This window comes from Pseudomonas sp. R28(2017) (assembly GCF_002112505.1).
Lineage (GTDB): Bacteria > Pseudomonadota > Gammaproteobacteria > Pseudomonadales > Pseudomonadaceae > Aquipseudomonas.
Window position 1 is genome coordinate 1 of sequence record NZ_NEHW01000006.1, and the last position, 16,813, is coordinate 16,813.

Consider the following 16,813-nt stretch of genomic DNA (forward strand, 5'->3'; position numbering starts at 1 on the left):
CAGGCCGCCAATGGTGGTGGCCTCGCCGATGCCTTCGACGCCGTCGCTGCAGCGCAGGCGCAGCACCACCAGGGTTTGCTGCTGCATCGTGTGCATCGCAAGCTTGTGCGGGCGGATGGTCGGCAGGTCGACGATGATTGCGTCGATGCGCTCGATCAGGGCGTTTGTCATGGTTCCAAGGTCTCGTCAAATCAGGCTGCAGGCTGCGAACCCGACACTACATTTACTTGATTATTCAAGCATTGCGCGAGACCCTGAGGGCCGTCCAATATCAAATGAATCTCCCACCATACCCAGGAGGTCTGATGGAGCTGCGCCACCTTCGCTACTTCAAGGTCCTGGCCGAAACCCTGAACTTCACCCGCGCCGCCGAGCTGCTGCACATCGCCCAGCCGCCGCTGAGCCGGCAGATCAGCCAGCTCGAAGAACAGCTCGGGACCATGCTGGTGCTGCGCGAACGCCCGCTACGCCTGACCGAGGCCGGGCGCTTCTTCTACGAGCAGACCTGCACCCTGCTGCAGCAGCTGGAGAACATCAGCGACAACACCCGGCGCATCGGCCAGGGCCAGCGCCAGTGGCTGGGCATCGGCTTCGCCCCGTCGACCTTGTACACGGTGCTGCCGGAGCTGATCCGTGAGCTGCGCAAGGACAGCGAACTGGAACTGGGCCTGAGCGAGATGACCACCCTGCAGCAGGTGGAGGCGCTGAAAAGCGGGCGCATCGACATCGCCTTCGGCCGCATCCGCATCGACGACCCGGCGATCCAGCAACAGGTGCTGCGCGAAGACCCGCTGGTGGCCGTGCTGCCCAAGGGCCACGCCTTGGCCGGTGCCCCGCTGGCCCTCGAGCAGCTGGCCAGGGAAGCGTTCATCCTCTACCCCGCCAACCCCAGGCCGAGCTACGCCGACCACATCCTCGCGCTGTTCGCCCACCACGGCATGAGCCTCAAGGTCAGCCAGTGGGCCAACGAACTGCAGACCGCCATCGGCCTGGTCGCCGTGGGGCTGGGCGTGACCCTGGTGCCAGAGTCGGTGCAACAGCAGCACCGCACCGATATCGAGTACGCCAGCCTGCTCGACCGCAGCGCGGTCAGCCCGATCATTCTCAGCCGGCGCAAGGGCGACAGCAGCCCGATCGTGCAGCGTTGCCTGGCGCTGATCGCCCAGCAGGCCGTGAGTGAGCCTGTGGCCTAGTCACGTTCGAAAAAGCTGCTGCCCTTTTCCTTGAGCAGCGCCACCAGCGCCCCTGCCGCCGGCGACAGGTAGCCGTCGGTGCGCACCGACACGGCCACGGTGCGGCGCATGGTGGTCTGCTTGAGCGGTACTTCGCGCAGCCAGGACATGCCCAACCCATGTTCGAGGGTTTCCCGGGCGGCGAAGCTGAGCAGCTGGGTACGCGCAATCAGACGGGGCAGCAACGAGATGGCATTGGTCTCGATCTGCACCTGCGGCGCCGGCAACTGGTGGGCGATGAACACATTGTCGATCCAGCGCCGGGCGGTCACCGTCGGCCCGGCCAGCACCCAGCGGTACTGGCACAGGCTCTGCAGGCTGATGGGGCCGGCGAAGATCGGGTGCTCGGCGCTGGCCACCACGATCGCTTCGTCTTCAAGGATGGGATAGGTGGTGAACTCAGGGTCCATGGCGATCTGCGGTGAAATGATCACATCCAGCCGCCCGCCGCGCAGGGATTCCTTGAGCACATCGTCCTGGGCAATGGACAGTTTCAAGGTCACTTCCGGTGCCCGCTCCAGCAAGGCTGCGGTCAGGTGCGGCAGCAGGTGATCGGCCATGCTCGCCGCGCAGCCCAGGCGGATGTTGCCGACCAGCCCGCTGGCGAAGTCGCGCACCTCGCGCTCGGTCTCGGCGATGTTCAGCTGCAGTTGCTTGCCCCGCGCCAGCAGCAGCTTGCCGACATCGGTGAGCTTGATCCGCCGGCCATCGCGCTGGAACAACCGGGTACCCAGTGATTCTTCCAGGCGCTGGATGCTCTTGCTCAGCGCCGGCTGGCTGCGGTTGAGCTTTTCTGCCGCCCGGCCCAGGTGGCCCAGTTCGGCGATGGTTTCGAAATAAGTGAGGTCACGCAGGTCCATGATTCATGAATTTCAGTTATGGATTCATCAAAAGTAGAAAATAGACTTGATCGATTGCGCCGTCGATAATTTTCTCCGCTGGCGCTGCCAGCCCCGCGTTACCGCTGCGCAAGGAGTATCCACGTTGCAGACCGCCCTACCCGGCTTTTCCAGAACCCTCTTCCAATGGCTCGCCCTGCTGATCTGCGCCGGTGCCTTCGGCCAGCTGCTGCATGCCCTGGCCGTACCGGCCGGGTTGTTCCTCGGCCCCATGCTGGTGGCCATCGCCTTTGGCGTCGCAGGCGCACAACTGCACCTGCACCGCCAGGTATTTCGCTTCGGTCAAGGCTGCGTCGGGCTACTGGTGGCCCACTCGGTGACCTGGGCGGTGCTGGTGTCGATGGCCCAGTCCTGGCACCTGATGCTGGTCGCCACCTTCATCACGGTGCTGCTCAGCGCCCTGGTCGGCCTCGGCACCGTACGCTTCGGTGGCATACCCGGCAGCACCGCGGCCTGGGGCACGGCGCCAGGGGCGGCTTCGGCGATGGTGTCGATGGCCGAGGAAAATGGCGCCGACGGCCGCGTGGTGGCGACCATGCAATATGTGCGGGTGGTGTGCGTGGTGATGATCGGCTCGCTGGTCAGCCACCTGCTCGGCGCCACGCCGGGTGCTGGTGCGGTGGCCAATGCGCCAGCGGTGCTGGACGGCCCGCACCTGCTCGACAGCCTGCTCAGCCTTGGCGTGGTGCTGGTGGGGATCACCCTCGGCAGCCGCCTGCCTGCCGGTGCCTTGCTGACACCGCTGCTGCTCGGCGGTGCCCTGCAACTGAGCGGGCTGCTGACCATCCGCTTGCCCGAGCCGTTGCTGGCCGTTGCCTACGGCGCCATCGGCTGCTACATCGGCCTGCGCTTCGACCGGCAGACCGTGGGTTATGTGTGGAAACGCCTGCCGACCATGATTGCCGGGGCGGTGGCGTTGATCGTGCTGTGCGCTGCTTGCGCCTATGTGCTGGCGCTGGCGATGGGCACGGACTTTCTGTCGATGTACCTGGCCACCAGCCCGGGGGGGCTGGATGCCATGGCGATCATCGCGGTGGAAACCCATGCCGATGTCGGGTTGGTGCTGGCGATGCAGACGTTGCGGTTGTTCGGGGTGATTCTGACCGGGGCCTTCTGTGCGCGGCAGATCATCCGCCTGACCCAGGCCTGATTGCGAGCCTCTTCGCGGGCAAGCCTGCAAAGAGGCAGCGGCTTTCAGTCACGCAGGAAGCTGTCTTCGAACGGGTAATGGGTCAGCAGTTCGTACCCGTTCTCGGTCACCAGCAACTGGTTCTCCAGCTTGATCCCGTCACGCCCTCCCACCTCACCGACATAGGCCTCGACACACAGCGCCATGCCCGGCTGCAGCTCACCTTCATAGCCATAAGACTTGAGGTCTTCCGGATAGCGAATGCTGGGGTACTCATCACACAAGCCCACCCCATGGAACATCACCCCATAACGCTGCGCACGGCAGCTTTCCGGCAGGCGGTGGCCATTGCGGGTGAGCTCGGTGAAGCGCACGCCAGGCTTGACCATTTCCGCGTTGAAATGGATGTGCTCGTGGGCAATGCGGTACAGGCGCTTCTGCTCGGCAGTGGGCGCCACATCACCGCAGATCCAGCTGCGCGACATGTCCACGCAGAAGCCGTACACGCCGATCAGGTCGGTGTCGAACGACAGCAGGTCGCCATCGCTGAGCACCCGCGGGCCAGACTCCTGGTACCACGGGTTGGTGCGCGGGCCGGAGCTGAGGATGCGGGTCTCGATCCACTCGCCACCCCGGCGAATGTTGCCCGCATGCAGCGCGGCCCAGACATCGTTCTCGGTGGCACCGGCGCGCATCGCCTGGCGCATCTCGGCGATCGAGGCTTCGCAGGACGCGACCGCGCAGCGCATGGCAAGGATTTCGTCCGGCCCCTTGATCAGGCGGGCGAACTCGCTGACTTCCTGGCCGTTGTGCACCTGCACGCCCAGCGCATCGAGGGCGCGCAGGCCGGCGACCTCGATGCGGTCCACGGCCAGGCGGCGGTTGTTGCCGGCATGGGTGCGCAGCAGTTCGTCGACCTGGGCGCAGAACCGCCTGGCATGTTCCTCGGTGCGCTCACCGGTCTCGAAATAGAAGAACGACGCACCGCTGCGCAGCTCGCTGACCAGCGGCAAGTGCGCAGAAAGGTGGTCGCAGCCGTGGAAGTCCCACAACACCACATGGCCGCTGGCGGCGACGAAACAGGCGCGGGCCGGGTTGTGGGTGGTCCACAGCTGCATGTTGGTGGTGTCGGTGGCGTAGCGGATATTCAGCGGGTCGAACAGCAGGATGCCGCCCAGGTCACGGGCGATCAGCTGTTCACGGATGCGTTGCAGGCGGTACGCGCGCATGCTCGGCAGGTGCGGTGCCTGCAGGCCGAGGCTGGCCCATTCGGCGAAGGCCAGCGGCGTCGGGCCGATTTCGGTGCGGTCGTTGTCGTCGACCGAACCATCGGCCTTGAGCGCAGCGGCGCGCTGGCGGGACGGGTCGATGCGACGGGCTTGGGCGGGGATCGAGAACGGCGATGTCATCATGGCTTGCGGTTTTCCCTGGTCTTGTTATGTGGAAACTGCGGTATTGATGATCTGCGATTGCTGGCCAGCCAGCGCCTACAAAGTCGACAGGACAATGCCCGAAAGCGGCGCTGGCCCGTGGGGTCATGCGATGCGGGTTGAAACGTCGCTCAAGCGCCGGGTCATCAGCTCGCAGTACCAGTCCACGAACTGGCAGACGCCGTTCTCCACCAAGCCTGAATAGGGGCCCGGCTGATAGGCCGGCGAAGTCACACCCACCTGGGTGCCTTCCACCAGGCGGCGATCCTGGTCATTGGTCGCCATCCACACCTTGGTCAGGCGCTCAAGGTCGTAGTCCACGCCTTCCTGGGCATCCTTGGGCACCAGCCATTTGGTGGTCACCAGAGTCTGCCCCGGCCCTTGCGGCAACACGCGGAAGCTCAGGGCGTGGTCGCCAAGAAAATGGTTCCAGGTCGAGGGGTAGTTGAAGTAGAGCAACGCGCCGATATTGTCCACGCCGCTGCGGTCCAGGCGGCGGGCCACGGCTGGCTTGCCGTCCATGGTGTAGCTGCTGGCGCCATTGTTGAGCGGGATGCGGGTCATGCGGTACTGCCCGCCAGGGTCCATGACCAGGCGGCTGGCCATGCCGTTGGCCTCGCAGACGTTCCAGTGGGTAGCCAGCTCCGGGTCTTCCTCGCCGCCAATGCCCTGCACCGACACGTTCTCGACGAACGAGTTGAGCAGCTCGGGGTGGGTACCGTCACAGTGGTAGCACTCGCGGTTGTTCTCGAACACCAGCTTCCAGTTGCCCTGCTCCACCAGGTTGGCTTCGAAGGCGACCTTGCAGTCTTCCAGGTAGTGCGGGCCGATGAAGGGCGACACGGCGCTGCGAAACGCCTCGAAGTCTGGCGCGACCTCGGCCACGCACACGTAGATGTAGCTGTGCACCACTTCGCAGTGGGCCGGCATCAGGCCGTGCTCGGCGGTGTTGAAGTCGGGGCCCATGTTGCCGGCGAACAGCAGGCGCCCATCGAGCTCGAAGGTCCACTTGTGGTAGGGGCAGACCAGCTTGGCAACCTTGCCCTTGGCCTCGGTGCACACCTTGGAGCCGCGGTGCCGGCAGGCATTGTGGAACGCGCGGACCTGGCCATCGCCACCGCGTACCACGGCCACCGGATAATCGCCAACCTGCAAGGTGATGTACTGGCCGGGCTTTTCCAGTTCGAAGGTATGCCCGGCAAAGATCCATTCGCGGTGCCAGATCTGCTCCAGGTCCTGCCGGTACACCTGCGCATCGCTGTAGGCTGCACCCGGCAAGCCATGTTGAGGTTTACGTTGCCTGATCAGGTCCAATACATCGGTGTGCTGCATTCTTGTTGTTCTCCGGCGAGGGACTTCAATGCAGGGATGGGTTCGGTTAGTCTCTGAAACGAATAACAAAGCGTCATCGCTGCTGCCTGATCACAGTCTATTGCCAGTGTTTTGCGGCAAAGAATCGACATTTTCTGGGGCCAATTGATTACCAAAACGTATGGTCAAGCACACCGAACCCGATCAGACCTTGATCAAGATGCCCTCGCTGCGCGCAGTCAAGGCATTCGTCGCCGCCGCCCGCTACCAGAACTTCACCCGTGCGGCCGAAGCGCTGTGCGTGACCCAGGCGGCCATCAGCCGGCAGATTCGCGACCTCGAGGAGCACCTGGGGGCCGAACTGTTCAACCGCGCCGGGCGTGCGGTCGAATTGACGCCGGCCGGTTCGATCTTCTACGACGCGGTGCAACTGTCGTTCACCAACATCGCCCAGGCGGCCGAACGCATCCGCCACAGTGACTCACCCAAGCAGCGCGTCACCCTGTGTTGCACACCGGCGTTCGCCAACTTCTGGCTGGGGCCGAAGCTACCGGCGTTGTTCGCCGCCTACCCCGAGATCGACCTGAACATCGTCACGACGCAGAACTTCCTGACCCTCGAGAACGGGGTCAACCCGGACATCATCATCTGCAAGATGGCCAAGAGCGGCCAGGGCTACTTCAGCCAGCCCCTGGTCTGTGACGTGATCTACCCGGTGTGCACACCGCAATACCTGGCGCAGCACCCGGCGATCCAGACCCTGGATGGCCTGCGCAATACCGCCCTGCTCAACCTCAGCCCGTTCGGCCGCTCGCAGGTGGCCGAACACGTGGACTGGAAAGTCTGGTTCGCCTATCAGGACATCGACCTGGACCGGCGTGACGCGGATGCACCGCAACTGTTCAACGCCAACGACTACAGCCTGCTGATGCAGCTGGCGCAGAACCATCAGGGCGTGGCCCTGGGCTGGCATTACCTGGTCGCGCCGCTGGTGGAACAGGGCCTGCTGGTACGGCCGGTGAGCGACACCCTGGTGCACCGCGATACCCGCCACTACCTCAGCCTCAGCGAAGCCAAGAGCCGGGATGCCAGCTGCTGCAAGTTGCGCGACTGGCTGGTCGAGCAGTTCGACTGGTCACTGCATGAAGAGGCCGACGCGTTGCCACCGGGCTGACCGGCGCTACCCTCGCAATGCCGCCTCGATTGCCGCCACGTCGATCTTGCCCATCCCCATCATCGCCGCGAAGGCTCGCTGGGCCGCGGCCTTGTCGGGGCTGGCGATGGCGTCGAGCAGAACGCGCGGGGTGATCTGCCACGAGATGCCCCATTTGTCCTTGCACCAGCCGCAGACACTTTCGGCACCGCCATTACCCACGATGGCCTGCCACAGGCGGTCGGTCTCGGCCTGGTCCTCGGTACAGACCTGGAACGAAAACGCCTCGCTATGCTTGAACGCGGTGCCGCCATTGAGCCCCACGCAGGGGATGCCCATGACAGTGAACTCGACGGTGATCACGTCCCCGGCCTTGCCCGAGGGGTAGTCGCCGGGGGCCAGGTGCACCGCCACTACGTGGCTGTCGGGGAAGGTCCGGGCATAGAAATTCGCCGCTTCTTCGGCATCCTTGTCGAACCACAGGCAGATCGTGTTCTTGGCAGTCATGGCTGGGCTCCCTGGGAGAACGGAAAGCCTTGAGTCTAGCCCCTCAGCCCTGGCTGGCGATGGCTGCGGCCAACGCAGCGTCGCTTGCCGCCGAGTGTGGATGCGCCTGGCGGTAGTCGCGCAGCGCCTGCTGCAGGCGCGGCCCACACAAGCGACCGTTGGTCGCGACGTACGCCAGGGCATCGTCCCGAGCGGCTTCATGGCTGCTGCGCGGGTGGCTGGTGGACGCGCTGAGCGCCGCCGTGCCCAGGCTGCTGCCGATCGTGAAATGGTCGGTCACACTGCCCTTGCCATCCATGGCCCACGCCTGACTGCAACACAGCAGGACCAGGGTGCTCGATAAACCGGTTCGCTTCACGTGGCAGGCCTACCTGATAAAAATGCCAGTTTTGCACAGCAGCCCGTTCGACGACCATGCGCATGACGCGCAAGGGCGCGCGACATTGGATCTGCCCCATGGAAAGCATCACCCACGGCCGGGTTGCCTGGTTCAGCGCCGACAAGGACTTTGGCTGCATTCTCTGCGAAAACCACTGCTGCGCGCTGCTGCTGGGCAAGGACCTGCTGGATCATGCTTGCACGCCGGTCATGGGCCAACGTTTCAGGTTCAGGCTCGAATTCAAGCGCAATGTGCTCTGGGCCCGGGAGGCAGCACCCATGCTGCCGTTGCCCGACGAACTGAGCACCGGCGTGCCCGACGATCTCGGCGAGGCCCCCGGGCGGCGGACACACCGTCACCCGGGATGACCGTCACGGACCAAGGCAACGTTCAGAAGCGCCCTACTAGCCTAGGAGAAATATCCTACAACCCACCTATTCCCAGGCACTGCATCATGCTTGACAAACCTCACAAGCGACTTTTCGCAGGGAGATACAGGTTTGTCGGATTTCAAATCAAAGTTGCAGCACCTCAGCGCCGAGCAGATCGAGGCGTTATACAGCGAATACATCGGCGGTGAGAAAATTGCCTTGCTGCTCGAACGCTACGCCATCGACATCGCCCCCAGCAGCCTGATCAAGGCGTTCCCACCGGTACCTTGCGCCGAACTCGAGTGCCCGTATTGCGAAGTCAGCCTGTACGAGCGGCGCAAAAGCCGCTCGGCCAACAGCTGGAACGACAACCTGGCCTACTGCCCGAACTGCGCCCATCGCCATTACTTCCCGGGGCGCAACCGATGGCAACGCAATTGCACCTGCCTGCCCTGCGTGGCCGTGCGTGAACGGGCCAGGCAGGCAAAGGCCATCGAACAGCGCCAACGCATCAACGAGCACTGGTCATTGGCAAAGCGCCAGCCTGTGCCGTTGCACACGCTGTCGATCACCCGCCAGTTGCAGTTGCTGGCCATGCTCGAAACGCGCATGGATGCGCAAGGGGATTGCATCCAGGCGGCGGAGAAAACCATCGCAGACGCCCGCCTCAGCCCTTCGCCGAGTATGGATTCGGCCATCTTGCTGGCACTGCACGACGATCAGATTCTGCTGGTCGACCCCGATTCGCCGCTGGATGCCTTCAGCGACGACCCTACGCCGAAGGCCTGGCAGAACAAGGTCCGCTGGGTCGCCAATGTCAGCCTGGAAGAGCCGCAGCGGGCCAGCGTCGGCCCCTTGTATCGCGTGCTGCACACGGCGCTGTCCAATGGCCCGCAGCCGCAGTGGCATGACGAACTGGTCGCGGCCATCACGCAGCTGTGCAACGAAGAAGTCTGCGCCTACATTGCCAGCCGGAGCGCGGAACACGGCCTGCCCTTCGAGGCCAGGAAGAAAGCCACGGAAGTTGCAGCGCAACTGCTCGACGCGCACCCCGTGCGGCATATCTGGTCACTGGCCAACACTGCCGTCCGTGGGGCGCTGTCATTCGTCGCTCGCGCCCAAGTCAACAAACTCCATGCCGCCAACACCATTCCCGGGAGCATGCTGTCGCTGAGCGAACGCGCCGTCCGCGAGCAGTGGCAGTTCACGGTATCGAGCTACGACATCCATGCCCCGCGCTCAGGCTTCAGCCACGCGCTGTTCGACGTGCTGTTGCAACAGCATGATCACGGCCTGTGCCGCAAGGTCAGCGACTACATCGCAGAACTGCCAGGGCATGCGGACAGCAAGGGTTGCACGCTGTTCTGCGCCAAGTGCGGGTCGGGCCTGGTACACGTAAAGGCCGGGCCTCGGGAAACCATCGTCAATTGCAAGGACTGCCTGGCCAGGACCTTGGTGTCGACCTAGCCTGCGCTTGCACCTGATCTCGTGTGGGGTAAATCCTGCTTTGGAGTTTGGCTAGGCGCTTGCTCAGATTAGCTATTTACCAACAAGGAAAACTCCACGCGAGTGGATCGGTTTTACCTAGCATTTTTGTTAGGTGACAAATTCAGGCATTTAATACACTGTCAAACTTGCTATGCGTACGAAAGCCTGAGGCAGACAGGAGCCTAGCGCCCAGCCAACATAAAAACAGGCACTATGAGCATCACAATGGTTATGCCATTAAAAACAAAGCAGATAATCATGAGCAATATAGACAATAAGCGAAGCAGCAAACTTATATTCTCGGATTCTACCGACACTATCTTAGGCTACCGCCACACACAGCAGTGTACGCAACTAACATATACTGCCTGGGGCTATTCAATAAACGTCTATCTTATAGGCCTCAATGCTGAACACATGGACCCTGTCAGCAAATTTTATATTTTAGGCTCAGGTCGCAGATTCTACAACTCCGCGCACATGAGATTCAACTCACCAGACTCATTAAGCCCATTTGAAAAAGGTGGCATTAACACTTACGCCTACTGTAGTGGCGACCCCATTAATTACAACGACCCCAGCGGATCATTCCGAGGAGCCATACTTAAGATACCGCCACGCATCTCGAAAGAGCAATTGAGAGTTGCTGTTCGCAACACCCCGACACCCTTATTCAACGAGCAGATCAAACAGCACCCCGAATTCCAGACTGAGATTTTTCGCTTAGCAACTAGCAATGCACTGGAGCATCTCCAACACCACCGCTCACAGCCAGTACCTGAGGCCGGGCTTCTTGTCGCCGACTACCGTCAACTGAACATTCTGAAAAGCAGGACGACTAGATTGGCAAGAAGTGTTCAGGCCCGCCTCGCTAAAACCAACGAACGCACGTTGAAAAAAGAAAGAAGGTCACAGCAATCGTACGATTCCAAGGTCTCTGAAATACGCAGCAATCTGGAAGCCAGGCTTGAGCGCCTGAATCAGTTAAATTGACTCATATGAGTTACTTAGCCTGCAAAAAAGCGCTTCTCAGCTCGGTACAGATGAAGCCAAGCGCTAACCACCCATGCAAGTCACACCCACTGAGCATGTGCATGCAGTGCAGTGTAAAGGACTGGAAACGACAAAATACGCGCCCCGAGCGGGGCGCCAAACCATCCACCGCTTACCAAAGGAGCGTGAACGCTTGCAAAGGTGAATTCACAGCACCGACAGCGGGTATTCGACGATCAGCCGCACTTCGTCCAGGTCCGACTCGAACGCCGTGGCCCGCGTGGTTGCCTGGCGCACGCGCAATGACAGGTCCTTGGCCACGCCACTTTGCACCACATACCTGACCTCGATGTCGCGCTCCCAGCGCTGCTGGTCAGTCAACGGGTTGCCGTCTGCGTCCCGGCGCATGTAGAAGGCGTTGGCGTTGGCGTAGTCAGCGTCGGCGCCTTTGCCGTAACGGGTCATGAACGACAGCCCCGGCACCCCGTAGGCTGCCATGTCCAGGTCATAGCGCAGCATCCACGAGCGCTCCTTGGGCGAGTTGAAGTCGCTGTACTGGATGGAGTTGTCGAGGAAGATCGAGTCGGACTGGCGCAGGTAGTCGAAATCGTCGTCGCCGTTGTTGCGCTGGTGGCTCAGCGCTACGGTATGTGCGCCCAAGCGCACACCGACTTTCGCACTCCAGATGTCGTTGTCGAACGCGCCCAGGCGCTGCTGGCCTTCATCGACGGCCTTGTAGTAGTTGAAGCCACCGATCAGGGCGAGGTCATCGCTCAGCGGCCAGCTGGCACTGGTACCGGCGTAGTACTGGTTCCATACATCCTTGAGCCGGCTGCTGAACAGGCTGACACGCACGTGCTCGTTGAGGTCATAGTCGCCACCGCCGTAGGCGATCCACGGCGAATCCACCGGGCCGCCGTAGAAGGTCACGAAATTCTCGCGCATGTCGCTGGAAACCGGCTGGCTCATCGCGTGCAGGCGACCGGCCTGCAGGGTCAGGTCCTTGAGGCTGGTGTTCTCCACGGTCACGCCGCGAAAGCTCTCCGGCAACAGGCGCGAATCGCCCGCAGCCACCACCGGGTTGGCCGGGAACACATCGCCCACCTTGAGCACGGTATCGAACAGTCGCACCTTGGCGGCCCCGCCCAGCTTGGTGTATTCATCACGCGCCTGGCCGTCGTGGTCCACCGGCAGCACGTCGAACGAGCTGCGCCCGCCGTTGCGCCCAGCGCCGGTGTCCAGCTTGAGGCCGAGCATGGCGAAGGCGTCCAGGCCGAAACCCACCGTGCCCTGGGTGAAGCCGGACTCGAAGCGGGTGATGATGGCGTGCGCCCAGGCCTCGGAATAGCCATTGCTCGCGGGGCGGGTACTGCTCTGCACCGGGGCGGGCCCGTCCCGGTTGTCGCGGTTGAAGTAGAAATTGCGGTTGAGCATGTTGAGCGTGCTGCCCTCGACAAAACCTTCGGCGGTTTGTTCGGCGGCGCTGGCCAGTGCGCTGCCGCCAGACAGCGCCAGGCATGCCGCCAGGGACAGGGGGGCGGTTCGGGTCATCCGAGGCTCCTTGGGGTGACGATTATTGTTGTGTCGGCGGAGTCGGAGAGTGGGGCCTGGTGGATAACGCCAAGGTGATCGGCGTATTACAATCGTGTCATGCACGCGCAGCGGCTCTAGCTTGGCTTTTGCAACATTCTGTCGGCAATTCCTACATTCAGCAGTGAACCTGCTTACAAAAATGCGGTCTGTCCCTGACGGTCAATTCACCGACCGGTTCGCCGGCCCCGTCGCTGATCTACAGTTACCGGGCCTATTTTCCCTGTTGCAGCGAAGACCCAACATGCCTGAATCCCGCCCAGCCTCCCTTGCCCTCCCTGCCCTGCGCGGCAGCCTGCTCGCCGCCCTGGTGGCTCTAGCCGTCCCCGCGCATGCCGAAGAGCCGGCCAGCGATGCGCGCTGGGTCAGCGACAGCCTGAGCACCTACGTGCGCAGTGGCCCGACCGATGGCCACCGCATCGTCGGCACGCTCAAGTCCGGGCAGAAACTCACCCTGATCGGCAGCCAGGGCAACTACAGCCAGGTGCGTGGCCAGAACGGCGACCTGGTGTGGATCCTCACCAGCGACCTGCAGTCGGTGCCGGGCCAGAACGAGCGCCTGCCGCAACTCGACGCACAGGTGGCGGAGCTGTCCGGGCAGCTCAAGACCATCGATGACAGCTGGAAGAACCGCGTGCAGGGCATGCAGGAAACCCTCGACGCGCGCAAGAAACTCATCGATGAACTGCAGGCACGCAACCAGGCGCTCAACGAACAGCTCGACCAGAGCCAGTCGAGCCTGCGCGACACCCAGGCACGCCTGGGCGACGAGAACAAGCAGGTGATGATGCGCTACATGGTGTACGGCGGCAGCATCGCCGGTGCGGGGCTGCTGATGGGACTGATCCTGCCGGCGCTTACCCGCGGACGGAAGAAGAACGACCGCTGGTTCTGATGACGGACATGCGGGCCTCTTCGCAGATTCAACAGCGCAGAGGCCCGCATGAAAAGGGCGCTATCGGCTGCGCGCCTTGTTATAGATAGTTTTGGCCTGATCGGCAGCAGATTGACACCCGGCCCAATCTCCCGCATCCCGAGCCTTCTTGGCTTGTTCCCATTTCACTTTGAAATCATGCGCCATACCGCCGTGCATGGCCTGGCCACTGGCTTTGTGGTCGGTTTCCAGCTCCTTGATCTTCGCATCGCAATTGGTCTTGGCCTCATCAGCAGCCTGAACACCAAAACTCACCAGGCAAGCAGCCACCAGCAGTGTCACGTATTTCATGTCGCGTTCTCCTGGGTAATCGGAATGGTCATCGAGAGACATTTGGCTCGACGCAGGGAGAAGCATAGTCGGCGATGCGGCGGCTGTGTCGGTTCAGCTTAGCGGTCGAGCGCCCTCGGCAAACAGGAAGTCGATGAACGCCCGCACCCGCAGTGGCATGTGCCGAGCCTGGGGGTAAATCAGCATGAAGGGGCGCGAGGTGCCGCCGTATTCGCCCAGTACCTCGACCAGTTCGCCGCGCGCCAGTGCGTCCTGCACGGTGAAGCGATAGGCCTGCATCAGGCCACCCCCATGGCGCACCAGCGTCGCGGTCGCCAGGAAGTCTCCCAGGCAGGTGAAGCCTCCTTGAGTCTCCATTTCAACTTCTTGGCCTTCGACGCGGAAACGCCAGGGTGGACGGCGGCCAGTGCTGGCCAGCTCGAACTGGATGCACTCATGCCCGGCCAGATCCTGCGGCACCTGCGGCGTGCCCCTGCGCGCCAGGTAGCCCGGTGCCGCCACCACCACCAACTCGGCATTTTCCAGGCGTCGAGCCACCAGTCGTGAATCGCCGGGTTCTCGGCCACGGATGGCGAGGTCGAAGTGCTCCTCGGCGAAGTCGACGTTGCGATTGCTGACGTGCACATCTACCTGCACCTGGGGGTAGCGCTGACGGAATGCCGGCAGCAACGGCAGCAAGCGGTGATGCGCATAGGGTGTGGGCGCACTGATACGCAGGCGGCCACTTGGCGCGGCCTGGCCACCCGTGACCTGGCGCTCCGCCTCGATCAGTTGCCCGAGCGCCTGGCGACATTGCTGGTAGTAGGCCTGGCCAGCGTCGGACAGGCGCATCTGCCGCGTGGTCCGCACGAACAGGCGCACGCCCAGGCGCTCTTCCAGGCGGGCCACGCTGCGGCTCACCGCTGCCGGGGTAACACCGGCTTCGGTTGCCGCAGCGGTGAAGCTGCCGGTATCGGCTGCCAGGCAGAACAGCTCCAGGCTGCCCAGTTGCAAGTCGTCGAAATGGCGGGTCATGGCGGCTCGATTGATTACACGGTGTATCGATTGAAATGCCATTCAGCTCATTTTTCAAGCAGGCGTTGCGCCATACAGTGGCTTCCACCACGAGCCAAAGGCTCACTTCCGGAGAACGCAAACATGAGCAAGCCAAGAACCGTCATCATCACCGGGGCCTCCAGCGGCCTGGGCTTTGCCCTCGCCGAGGCCTTCCTCGAACGCGGCGACAATGTGGTCGGCAATGCCCGCAGCCAGGCACGCCTGGACCAGGCTGCCGCCCGCCTCGGCCATTCACCACGCTTCGTCGGCGTGGCCGGTGACATCGCTGAAGCCAAGACTGCCCAGCGCCTGATCGCCACGGCCCAGGGGACCTTCGGCGGCGTCGACATCCTGGTCAACAATGCCGGAATCTTCATCCCCAAGCCCTTCACCGAGTACAGCGAAGCAGACGTCGACGCACTGGTCGGCACCAACCTCAAGGGCTTTTTCTATCCGTCGCAGGCAGCGGCAAAGATCATGGCTGAACAAGGCCACGGACACATCATCGCCATCACCGCCTCCATCGCCCTGCAGCCCGATACCCGCGTGCCGGCGCTGTTGCCGGTGCTGGTCAAGGGCGGGCTGAATCAGGCAGTCAAGGGCCTGGCCCTGGAGCTCGCCGCCAGCGGCGTGCAAGTCAATGCGGTGGCGCCCGGGATCATCGATACCCCGCTGCACAATGGCCATGCCCAGAGCCTTGGCGAGCTTTCACCGAGCGGTCGTACCGGCAAGCCGCAGGATGCGGTGGATGCCGTGCTGTACCTGACCGGTGCGCGCTACGTCAGCGGCGTCATTCTGCCCGTGGACGGTGGTAGCACCGCCGGCACCTGGCACTGAGCAGAGGAGCAAACCGCCATGCCTTACGTCCATATCCGGGTAACCGATGAAGGGGTGACCCAGGCACACAAGCGCCAGCTGATCGAGGGCACCACGCAACTGCTGGAACAGGTGCTGGGCAAGCCGCCGGCCAGTACCTTCGTGGTGATCGAGGAAATACCCACGGATAACTGGGGGGTGGGCGGCGAAACCGTGACGGCGGTTCGCCTGCGCGAGCGGGGCTGACCCCTGCGGTTGCTGCGCAGCCCCTACTGCCGCAACCGCTCCAGCGCCTCCAGTACAAACCCCGTGGCCCGCTCCACTTCCCCTTCCCGACAGGCAATCCCCAGCTGCCGCCACAACCCCGGCCGCAGCGGCCGGCGCGCAATCCGCCGGTCCAGCTCGGCGGCCTCGCCTTCCTGCGGCAGCAAGGTCGCGCCATAGCCGGCGCCTACCAGGCTCTTGATCGCATCGTTGTAGTTCAGCTCGATCCGCGGTTCGGGATACAGGCCTGCCGCCGCGAACCATTCACCCGTCACCCGCGACAGCTGGGTACTGCTGTCATTGAGGATCAACGCCCGCTGCCCCAGCCAGGCCGGGGTGACCTTGGCTGGCGGCTGCCACTCGGCCGGCACATACGCCAGGATCGGGTCGCGCCGCCAGGGCGTGAGCCTGACGCCCTTGCCGGCCACCTGCGGCAGCGCCACCAGGCCGATGTCCAGGCTGCCTTCGCGCAAACGCGCCAGGGAAGCCTGGGAGGTCAGCACCTGAACCTGCACGTCGATACCCGGGTGCGCCACCCGCAGATGCTCCAGGGCCTTGGGCAGCAGATGGGCAATGGCACCGGTGGAGGCGCCCAGGCGCACCCGCCCGGTCAGGCCTTCGACCTGGCGGCGCACTTCGTCCAGGGCCAGGTCGGCGTCGGCCAGCAGCCGCCGAGCGCGGGCCAGCAAGGTCTCGCCGATGGCCGTGGGGCGCACCTGGTTGCGGTTGCGGGTCAGCAGCGGCGCACCGACCCGTGCCTCCAGCTCGGCCACGTGCAGGCTGATGGTGGGCGGCGCGAGGTTGAGCTGGCGGGCGGCTTCGGCAAAGGAACCCAGGTCGGCGATCACCACCAGGGTGCGCAGGCGATCGAGGCTGATTTCGCGCATGGGGAGCGATCCTTGATTCATCAAAACTGAATGTCAGCATCATGATATTCAAATTTTCTTTCGCAAGGCCACAGGCGAGCATAGGCCATCCCCTCCCCTGACCG

General features: G+C 63.3%; 18 protein-coding genes and 1 pseudogene. 9 read left to right on the forward strand and 10 right to left on the reverse strand.

Features of this window, described 5'->3' with window-relative positions:
• Positions 1-171, reverse strand: a pseudogene (locus CAF78_RS12030) (muconate cycloisomerase); the annotation flags it as partial.
• Between the two features lie 134 nt (positions 172-305).
• Between CAF78_RS12030 and CAF78_RS12035 the strand changes: the two are divergent.
• Complete coding sequence (locus CAF78_RS12035) at positions 306-1,193, forward strand: LysR family transcriptional regulator (RefSeq protein ID WP_085675923.1); 888 nt, start codon at positions 306-308, stop codon at positions 1,191-1,193.
• Here CAF78_RS12035 and CAF78_RS12040 read toward each other — a convergent pair.
• Positions 1,190-2,092: a LysR family transcriptional regulator gene (locus tag CAF78_RS12040; protein WP_085675924.1), complete on the reverse strand. Its 903-nt coding sequence runs from the start codon at positions 2,090-2,092 to the stop codon at positions 1,190-1,192. The genes CAF78_RS12035 and CAF78_RS12040 overlap by 4 nt on opposite strands.
• Before the next feature lie 124 nt (positions 2,093-2,216).
• On the opposite strand from CAF78_RS12040, the gene CAF78_RS12045 reads away from it, so the two are divergent.
• Positions 2,217-3,281, forward strand: coding sequence for an AbrB family transcriptional regulator (locus CAF78_RS12045; RefSeq protein WP_085675925.1), 1,065 nt, complete (start codon positions 2,217-2,219; stop codon positions 3,279-3,281).
• A gap of 44 nt (positions 3,282-3,325) precedes the next feature.
• On the opposite strand, the gene dddP is transcribed toward CAF78_RS12045, so the two are convergent.
• The gene (gene dddP, locus CAF78_RS12050; protein WP_085675926.1) at positions 3,326-4,672 is read right to left on the reverse strand and encodes a dimethylsulfonioproprionate lyase DddP; all 1,347 of its coding nucleotides are present in this window, start codon (positions 4,670-4,672) and stop codon (positions 3,326-3,328) included.
• A 123-nt stretch (positions 4,673-4,795) separates the two neighbouring features.
• On the reverse strand, positions 4,796-6,022 hold the full coding sequence (locus tag CAF78_RS12055) for an aromatic ring-hydroxylating dioxygenase subunit alpha (RefSeq protein WP_085675927.1): 1,227 nt from the start codon (positions 6,020-6,022) through the stop codon (positions 4,796-4,798).
• Between the two features lie 160 nt (positions 6,023-6,182).
• Between CAF78_RS12055 and CAF78_RS12060 the strand changes: the two genes are divergently transcribed.
• Positions 6,183-7,175 carry a LysR family transcriptional regulator gene (locus CAF78_RS12060; protein WP_085675928.1) on the forward strand — a complete coding sequence of 331 codons (993 nt, stop codon included), beginning with the start codon at positions 6,183-6,185 and terminating at the stop codon, positions 7,173-7,175.
• A gap of 6 nt (positions 7,176-7,181) precedes the next feature.
• Here CAF78_RS12060 and CAF78_RS12065 read toward each other — a convergent pair whose 3' ends face one another.
• Positions 7,182-7,661, reverse strand: coding sequence for a VOC family protein (locus tag CAF78_RS12065; RefSeq protein ID WP_085675929.1), 480 nt, complete (start codon positions 7,659-7,661; stop codon positions 7,182-7,184).
• A gap of 43 nt (positions 7,662-7,704) precedes the next feature.
• Complete coding sequence (locus CAF78_RS12070) at positions 7,705-8,019, reverse strand: DUF2388 domain-containing protein (protein WP_256573885.1); 315 nt, start codon at positions 8,017-8,019, stop codon at positions 7,705-7,707.
• A 98-nt stretch (positions 8,020-8,117) separates the two neighbouring features.
• Between CAF78_RS12070 and CAF78_RS12075 the strand changes: the two genes are divergently transcribed.
• The 3 genes from CAF78_RS12075 to CAF78_RS12085 all read left to right on the forward strand — a co-directional run bounded on the left by CAF78_RS12075 (position 8,118) and on the right by CAF78_RS12085 (position 10,892).
• Entirely contained in the window at positions 8,118-8,408 is a 291-nt protein-coding gene (locus tag CAF78_RS12075; RefSeq protein WP_085675931.1) for a hypothetical protein, read from the forward strand.
• 132 nt (positions 8,409-8,540) lie between these two features.
• A complete protein-coding gene (locus CAF78_RS12080) occupies positions 8,541-9,878 on the forward strand; it encodes a hypothetical protein (RefSeq protein ID WP_256573886.1) in 1,338 nt (445 codons plus the stop codon).
• Positions 9,879-10,157: 279 nt separating this feature from the next.
• The gene (locus CAF78_RS12085; protein WP_256573887.1) at positions 10,158-10,892 is read left to right on the forward strand and encodes an RHS repeat-associated core domain-containing protein; all 735 of its coding nucleotides are present in this window, start codon (positions 10,158-10,160) and stop codon (positions 10,890-10,892) included.
• 207 nt (positions 10,893-11,099) lie between these two features.
• Here the strand turns inward: CAF78_RS12085 and CAF78_RS12090 are convergent, their stop codons facing one another.
• Positions 11,100-12,443, reverse strand: coding sequence for an OprD family porin (locus tag CAF78_RS12090; RefSeq protein ID WP_085675933.1), 1,344 nt, complete (start codon positions 12,441-12,443; stop codon positions 11,100-11,102).
• Positions 12,444-12,726: 283 nt separating this feature from the next.
• Between CAF78_RS12090 and CAF78_RS12095 the strand changes: the two genes are divergently transcribed.
• Positions 12,727-13,377: a TIGR04211 family SH3 domain-containing protein gene (locus tag CAF78_RS12095; RefSeq protein ID WP_085675934.1), complete on the forward strand. Its 651-nt coding sequence runs from the start codon at positions 12,727-12,729 to the stop codon at positions 13,375-13,377.
• Positions 13,378-13,437: 60 nt separating this feature from the next.
• On the opposite strand, the gene CAF78_RS12100 is transcribed toward CAF78_RS12095, so the two are convergent.
• Entirely contained in the window at positions 13,438-13,707 is a 270-nt protein-coding gene (locus CAF78_RS12100) for a hypothetical protein (protein ID WP_085675935.1), read from the reverse strand.
• Positions 13,708-13,800: 93 nt separating this feature from the next.
• Positions 13,801-14,721 (reverse strand): LysR family transcriptional regulator, encoded by a 921-nt coding sequence (locus CAF78_RS12105; protein ID WP_085675936.1) that lies wholly within the window; start codon positions 14,719-14,721, stop codon positions 13,801-13,803.
• Between the two features lie 123 nt (positions 14,722-14,844).
• Here CAF78_RS12105 and CAF78_RS12110 point away from each other — a divergent pair, with 123 nt between their 5' ends.
• The gene (locus CAF78_RS12110) at positions 14,845-15,579 is read left to right on the forward strand and encodes an SDR family NAD(P)-dependent oxidoreductase (protein WP_085675937.1); all 735 of its coding nucleotides are present in this window, start codon (positions 14,845-14,847) and stop codon (positions 15,577-15,579) included.
• Between the two features lie 18 nt (positions 15,580-15,597).
• Positions 15,598-15,804, forward strand: coding sequence for a 4-oxalocrotonate tautomerase family protein (locus CAF78_RS12115; RefSeq protein ID WP_085675938.1), 207 nt, complete (start codon positions 15,598-15,600; stop codon positions 15,802-15,804).
• A gap of 23 nt (positions 15,805-15,827) precedes the next feature.
• On the opposite strand, the gene CAF78_RS12120 is transcribed toward CAF78_RS12115, so the two are convergent.
• Positions 15,828-16,709, reverse strand: a complete 882-nt coding sequence (locus CAF78_RS12120; RefSeq protein ID WP_085675939.1) for a LysR family transcriptional regulator — start codon at positions 16,707-16,709, stop codon at positions 15,828-15,830.
• Positions 16,710-16,813: the final 104 nt, after the last annotated feature.